This window comes from Pseudomonas sp. SIMBA_067 (assembly GCF_046534675.1).
In the GTDB taxonomy this organism is placed as follows: Bacteria; Pseudomonadota; Gammaproteobacteria; order Pseudomonadales; family Pseudomonadaceae; genus Aquipseudomonas; species Aquipseudomonas putida.
This window is the reverse complement of sequence record NZ_JAWRYH010000375.1, coordinates 1-275: the sequence shown is the minus strand read 5'-3', so window position 1 is coordinate 275 and position 275 is coordinate 1. Positions and strand designations below refer to the sequence as shown.

The 275-nt window shown below is 65.8% G+C and carries 1 protein-coding gene; it reads right to left on the bottom strand.

What is annotated here, in order from left to right:
• Positions 1-275: formate/nitrite transporter family protein (locus SB765_RS29505; RefSeq protein WP_410932472.1), on the bottom strand; the 275-nt coding region annotated here is incomplete at both ends.

Genomic DNA, 275 nt, shown 5'->3' with positions numbered 1-275 from the left:
GGCGCAGCAGGCGGCCGAGGTTGGCCAGCGTGGGCGTGGTCATCACCGGCAGCACCGCGGTCAGCGTGTTCTCGGTGAACAGTTGCTGGCGGGCGAGGATTACCGCAAGGAAGCCAGCACTGTAGCCGATGCTTGCGATTACCTGGGCGCTGTCGCCTTCCGGCAGGCGGGCATAGAACAACCCCATGGCCATGAGCGAAAGCCCCATGGACAACCCTGCAGCCAACGCCGACCACCACAGTGCTGCGAGGGTGCGTTCCAGTTCCTGGTCGCCC